Below are 6,473 nucleotides of genomic sequence, written 5' to 3' on the forward strand. Positions count from 1 at the left end.
GGGCCGCGGGCCGCGCGGCCTCGACTTGCTGGCCCAGCACCCCGCCCCGTGCCAGCTGCCCGTAGGCCGTGGCGCTTGCCTTGACCTTGGCAAGCGTCGCCCCGCCGCTGGCGCCGCTGAGGAGCTTGTGCTCGTAGTACACGACCCGCAGCGTGGCCCTCTCGTCGGCCACCAGCCCGCCCAGGCGGGCCAGGCGCAGGCCGCAGGGCAGCAGCTGGAAGGAGGGCAGCGAGAGCTTCTGGGCGTCGGTGAGCGCCTGAAACTGGGCGGGGGCGAAGAAATCGCGCACCACCTCCACTCCCTTGTCGGTTGCCACGGCATGGGCCACGCCGCCCACCACCAGTTCCGTGAGGTCGAAGCGCCGGCCCGAGCCCGCGGCCAGCGGGCCGGCCCCGTACTGGCCCAGGGCCACGCCCAGCGGCGCCACGCGCTGGCGCAGCAGCAGCGCCCCGCGCGGGTCGAGGAAGAAGGAAGCGGCCGCAGCGCCCACCGGGCGCAGCACCACCCCGCCGGGCAGGGCCGATTGGGGGGCCTCCACTTCCCAGCTGGCCGGGGCGTCCAGGGCCGCCACGAGCAGGGTTTGCACGTCGGTGGCCGGCAGCGCGGGCTCGGCCTGGCCGCTGCCGAGGGTGGCGTCCACGTCGACGCGGATGCGCACGCCCCAGACGCGGAAGCTGGCGTGGCCCCACAGGTGCCAGGGGCCGGGGCCGGTCACGTCCAGGGCCAGGTGCAGGCTCAGCAGCTCGCGGCGGCCGTAGTAGACGGCCACGCCCGCCGCGACGTGGGCCTGCACGCGGAAGGGGTTGAAGCGGAAGAGCACGTCGAAGCCGAAGTGGCCTTCCACGCGCAGGCCCCGGGCCAGGCGGTAGTAGAGTTCCAGGTGGCTGCCGAACTGCACGGTGTTGGACGTGAGGGCGAAGTAGCTGGCCAGCGTCACGCGCAGGTCGTTGCCGCGCGAGAGGGCCAGGGTGAGGCGGCGCAGGCCGGTGAGGGCCGCGCCGGCCGGGGGCTGAAAGGCGGGGTGGAAGCCGCCGGCCGTGAGGACGAACAAGGGGGTGTCGCCCTGGTAGAAACGAAAGGCGATATCGCCGGTCAGGGCAAAGGCCAGCAGGTGCGAATCACTGAGCGTGGCATCGAAGGCGGCCCGCTTGGCGCCGAAGTCGACCGTGCCCAGAAAGTCGGCCCGCAGCTTGAGCCGGTCGTTGGCCTTGCTGGGCAGGGTGGCTTCGAGCACCCCCAGGATGGCGATGCGCACGGGGGAAGGCAGCTCGATGAGCAGGGCCACGTCGAGCGTGATTAAGGACGTGGGCGTGCCCCAGCCCAGGCGGGCCAGCAGGCCAATCACGTAGCGGCCCTCCGTGGCGGGGAAGGCGGCGTCGACCAGGGCCAGGGCGGCGGCCGGGTTGTCGAGCACGTTGGCCGGAAACAGCAGCTGGTCGAGGCGCCCGCCCCGCACCAGGCCGCGCAGGTAGTCGGTGTCGGTGGCGCGGTTCACGCCCAGCAGGCCACCCAGGCCGTTGAGGGTGAAGCCCAACCCGAGTTGGATGGGATTGAAGGTGGCCGTAATCAGCAGCAGCAGCGAGTAGGCGTCGGGGTTGCCCGGCAATTCGGTTTGCAGCAGGCCCAGGGCGTTGAGGTTGATTTCTTGCCCGGTAGTCTTGAGTTTAAGGTTGGCGACTCCGGCGTATTGGTGGTTGGCCGGGTCTAGGAAGAGATAGCCGCCGCCACTGAGGGCGTCAGAGTCAACTTCAATGCCGATTCCAAGAGGGGGAACAAATTGAATGGATGCCTCAAACGGCCCGAAATTTCCGGTATCAGCATCCTGTAGGGCAGCTTCGAGGCCAAATTTGGTAATATTTGCTACTACCGGCCCTAATTTAATGGTTGCATCAGTGGTAGCATATACCAAAATATTGTCTTGCTGTGCTTGCAGTCCCAGTGCAAGTTCCCCAAAGGCAAGTGTAGTGGTTTGGGAGCCTCGTTTAGGAAAGGAAATGCGGGTTTCGAGTTTGCCGTTAGCCCCACCACTGATATGGACACCTTTTTTCTGGCTCCAAGCAAGTGTTAGGTCAAACGCAACCCCCGGCGAGTCACCGGTTGCTTGTAGCGCCTTAGCCAAGAAGGAATCGGTATCAGCACTACCGAGTACTAGCCGCAAGCGCCTAAACTGCACCTGCACCCCATAATCCCCTTGTAAACCGTCCGTGAGCAAAAAGCCTTGGACACCATAAGTGCTCACTTCGAGTCGAGTACCAGTCGGTGCCCCCCATACGAAATCCGGTCCTGTGGGGGCATCAACGGCTCGCAAAGGGCGCAGGGCCACACGCAAGCTTATGTTTGCTCCACCGATTCCCAGCGAACTGATATTACGCTGGTGAATGCGTACGCCTCCTGCGCCCGCATGCAAGTCGGCCGTGACCAACCAATCACCGAACCGTTCCTCTAACGTGACTAGACCTTGAGGTACAAAGTATACCCCCGCGCCATCAACTGGGAAGGCTGTAGCGGGCAATATGCCTACCCCTGCGGCCAAGGAAACGCTTCCATTCGGGGTCACAATGGCTGGGGTCTGCAATGTGGCAGCGCTGCGAAATTCCTCCCATTCTTGGGCTGTCAGGTAGGAAGGCTGGGGAGAATCGCCACGTCCAAATTTGAAGACAAATCCTAACTGGAAGGCTAGTTCGCTGATGTAAGGGTATAGCTTTTCGGCCGTTGCGCTAGCCGCTGCTTGATTGGGCAGACCACCGGGCCAGTATTGAGCTTTTAGGTATCCAGTTGGGTCACTCAAAAAGTCTTTAAAGCGCCCCAACGTAAGCACTGGCACTTGGCCGGCTAAGTAGTATCCAACCTGAGTGTTCGCATCAACTACATCAGCTGCCGGGTCTTCCTCATGAATGATTTGTAACAGGCTCAAAGCTTTGCTTAAAGCAGGCTGGTGGAGACACAGGTAGAGCACGAGCAACTTGTTCAGGAGTAGACCAGGCAGCGCCTGTGCTACGGCGGCGTTGGTCACCAGCGGTCCGCTCAGGTTCTGCACCGCTTGTTGTAGTGTGGCCAACTGTCCCAGTGCTGTTTGGAATTCTGCCAGTGTCTGAGGCGGATGCGCCACTAGGGCGTCCACGTTTTGCATGCTCTGGGCTATGCTGGCTACCGCGGCAGAGAAGCTGGTAGTGCTACCACCGGTTAAAGCGTCAATGTCCCACCCCAGTTCTTGCAAAAAGCCTACAGGGTCACTGGCTCCAGTTAGGGGCGCAAACAAGCGCTGTAACTCGGTAAAGAAACGTGTGAACGATTGTTGAGCCATTGCCTCGCAGATTGTGTTTAAATCAACTATTTGGTCACTCACGCGAGTCAGTCGCCTGAAAATCTAGTTTATAACATATGCCCTTCTTAATATACTATTTAGGAACGAGGTAGCTGTTCTGAATGACTGAAAAACCAGTATAAATTCAGCGACACAACACCGACCAGCAACACCACGCTCGGCATGGCACAATCCCAGAAGTCCCTGTAATGTGGACCGAGGTAGCCTCCAGTAGGTGAGAATGGAGGAATGCCGAACGTCTTCATTTGCAAACCTATTGCTGCTGCTATCATCCCGTAAGGTAATAGAATGGCACACCGGCTAGTTCTCCTCACACTCCAAGTCCGCGTGATGCGAACAAAAATCCCGATGGCTACCAGGCCCCAAATGACTTGTGGTGTCCAAACCACTACATGAATGAGCCAGCCCCACGCTTTTTCGTTAGGTCCTTCCGTAGACAACACAAGAAATTCTAGTAAGCGAGCCATAATACTAGCCTAATTGAAGAATTCACCCGGCATCTCAGTCATAGTTGGAACAGTTAAATCTAATGTATGAACGGTGTAAGGTTTCAATACTAATTGTATGTTTGCATCAGGCTCTGATTCAGGGTCTAATAGGGCGTACCAAAGGCCATGTTGCACTTGTAACTCTTGTGCATTGATGCCAGTCCATTTGAACGTGACCTCACCTATATTGTCAGAATTAACAACTATTCCTTTATTCCCGTTGTGACTGTAAAGCGCATGTTCAGTAGCCAATCGTTCCCAATGGGTTAAATTCGGGTTAGTCGGCTCGACATAATCTTGACGACGAGCCGTTAAGGTAGCTTGGGTGGAATCTTGGCAGAAAGAATAAGTGTAACGCCAATCAGGCATGTCATTGCGGTTGAGCAATACGTACCTGTCTCGGAGCGGGTCTGATAAGCCAATAACTGTTGGGTTAGACCGTACCTGCCATTGCCCTTTCCGCCGCAACCTTACTCGGTGAGGCTGCCCAGATGCAGTAGTGAGGTCAGCCCATCCTACGAAGGAACGCGGCGCGATTATGACATTCCCGACCATTCCAGGATTTGACCAAAACTCGTTGGAAGCAGTTTCAATATAAAATCCGGGTTTTTTGGTGCTGTTTTTAGCTGCACTGCAAGTTAATTGTCCTATAGCTGCTGATGTTTGGGGTAGTTGGGCATCGGTCCAATAGCGTGCTACACTAGAGTAACTGAAGTGAACATCACCAGACAAAATAATAACTCGTTTGAAGGTAGAAACTTGCCTGAGTAACTCCTCAAGTCCAATGGCATTACCTGACCAAGCTTCACTATCAAGCGTTAAATCTATTCCATCACGCCGTTCGGCTTCATCATTAGTAGGTTCCCTTGTTAAAAGATGTTGCCGTGGGGTCAGGTCGAAAATAATTTGAGTTTTTTCAATAACATGCGTCACTATATTATGCCCGATGACTGGTGCGGGTGATACCACTACCACCACACGTAGGTTGTACTGGGTCTGAAGAGCAAAAGTCTCACTTACCAACTGCGCCAGACGCTCTTGACGCATAAGTACGGGTCGGTCGCGCCCGACCGTAGCATCGGTTGTAAATGTGTTGCGGAAAAATCTGTTAGAGCGCGTATCGAGCATCAGCACGGCATACTCGCCAAAGTGCATCACTAAGTCATACTCTATCGGCGAGGTGAGGGCAGTACCTGAGAAGGTACCAAATGTAGCTGGTCCCCACGTCGGCAATACTAGTTCAGCTAAGTCAGTCCAGTTCTTGGTCACTTGCCACTCAGTAGGCGAGGCGAGTATTTTGTTGGCTGCCTGAAGCAAGAAGCCCCCCGCCGTGAACGGAACATAACGCTCGGGGGCATTTCCCCAGCCCTGAAAGATATTGAATGCGGTCATACCGTTTTGAATCAGGAGCCGACCGTACGGATTTGCTGGCTCGGGGCCCCAACCCATTACTTTCTGAGTCCAGTTGAAGGAGAAAAACCAATCATCGGCCACTTCGTGGTCATCCCACATCATGTAGACCGGTACGTTAGCCATGGCTCGTCGTACGTCTTTCAGCGCTTGGTGCGTCATCCAGAGCTTATTACTGTCATCAAGAAACTTCTGGCTAAGCTCTGTTTGCTCTTCTATCTCTATTGGAGGCAATATAACAACAGCACCAACGGGAGCACTAACGGGCACAAATACCTTTTCAGTATTGCTAATTCCGAGAGGTCGGTAAATACTTTCAAAGCTGGGTAAGTCGGCGCGGCTCATGGGCCAGAGTACGTCTGACCAATTCAGCAAATACATGGCCATAAACTCGCCAAGGCTCAATAGGTGGTTCTGACCGTCCTCAATGCTGTTTGAAAGATGGATACTTTTAACGAATTCAATCCGGTTACCGACTTCCGTACGTGTCACTCTAGGGGTGCCAAACAAGTATTTATTGTCTGGTAATGAACCAAACTCCGACCAATTGCCGATGAACACTTGCTTTATATCTTGAATAATTGCCAAGCCAGCGGTTGACACATCGTCAGCATAAATCTGGTCGCCTGTAAAAAAGAGTTGATGCGGCCGGCCTTTGGCCGAATTTACGGAAGTCTCAATCATCGTACTCACCGCGGGAAGGGCATCGTAGTGGGGTGCAATTCAAATTGTCGCGGCGTATTGGTAACTTGTGTCATGCCTACCTCCCCCACCACCGCCATGAGCAAAGCCGAATATCTCGCCTTGGCCGAGCAGAAGTACAACGATTTGCAGGCCCTTGGGACCGCGCCGACTTTCTACGATTACGAGAAGTCGTTTGAAGCCATCTGGCTGGAATTGGGCCGTCAAGTGCTTGAGCGCAATATGGGCCCCGTGCCAGACGACCGGCGTAAAAAAAAAGATGATGACGCGCTTTGGCCAAATTCAAATAGCAAATAGTGAGGTCTTTAGCGTGCACCCAAACGGGTTTGGCATCAGCCCCTACCTCCAGGAGAAGCTTGTTTTTTTAGGGCAATTCGAGGTCTACCAACAGGCGGCCGCCTTGACCGAAACCCTGCTGGGGGTGCCCGTAGGGGCCAGTCAGATTGACCGGCTCACGCGCTTTTACGGGAAGGCCATCGCCCATGACCTGGACCAGGTTCCGGCTTGCCCGGCCCCTGAAGCCGCCCCAGCGGGCATCGTCTATGCGC

Annotated in this window: 2 protein-coding genes and 1 pseudogene; 1 reads left to right on the forward strand and 2 read right to left on the reverse strand. The window is 56.2% G+C overall.

The window, feature by feature from the left end:
* On the reverse strand, positions 1-1,909 hold a 1,909-nt coding region (locus GM79_RS18215), incomplete at its 3' end, for a DUF6603 domain-containing protein (protein WP_035566856.1).
* Positions 1,910-3,801: 1,892 nt separating this feature from the next.
* A complete protein-coding gene (locus tag GM79_RS18220; RefSeq protein ID WP_152560072.1) occupies positions 3,802-5,907 on the reverse strand; it encodes a hypothetical protein in 2,106 nt (701 codons plus the stop codon).
* A 72-nt stretch (positions 5,908-5,979) separates the two neighbouring features.
* On the opposite strand from GM79_RS18220, the pseudogene GM79_RS26155 reads away from it, so the two are divergent.
* Positions 5,980-6,473, forward strand: a pseudogene (locus tag GM79_RS26155) (ISLre2 family transposase); the annotation flags it as partial.

The sequence above is a fragment of the Hymenobacter sp. IS2118 genome (assembly GCF_000715495.1).
GTDB lineage: Bacteria > Bacteroidota > Bacteroidia > Cytophagales > Hymenobacteraceae > Hymenobacter.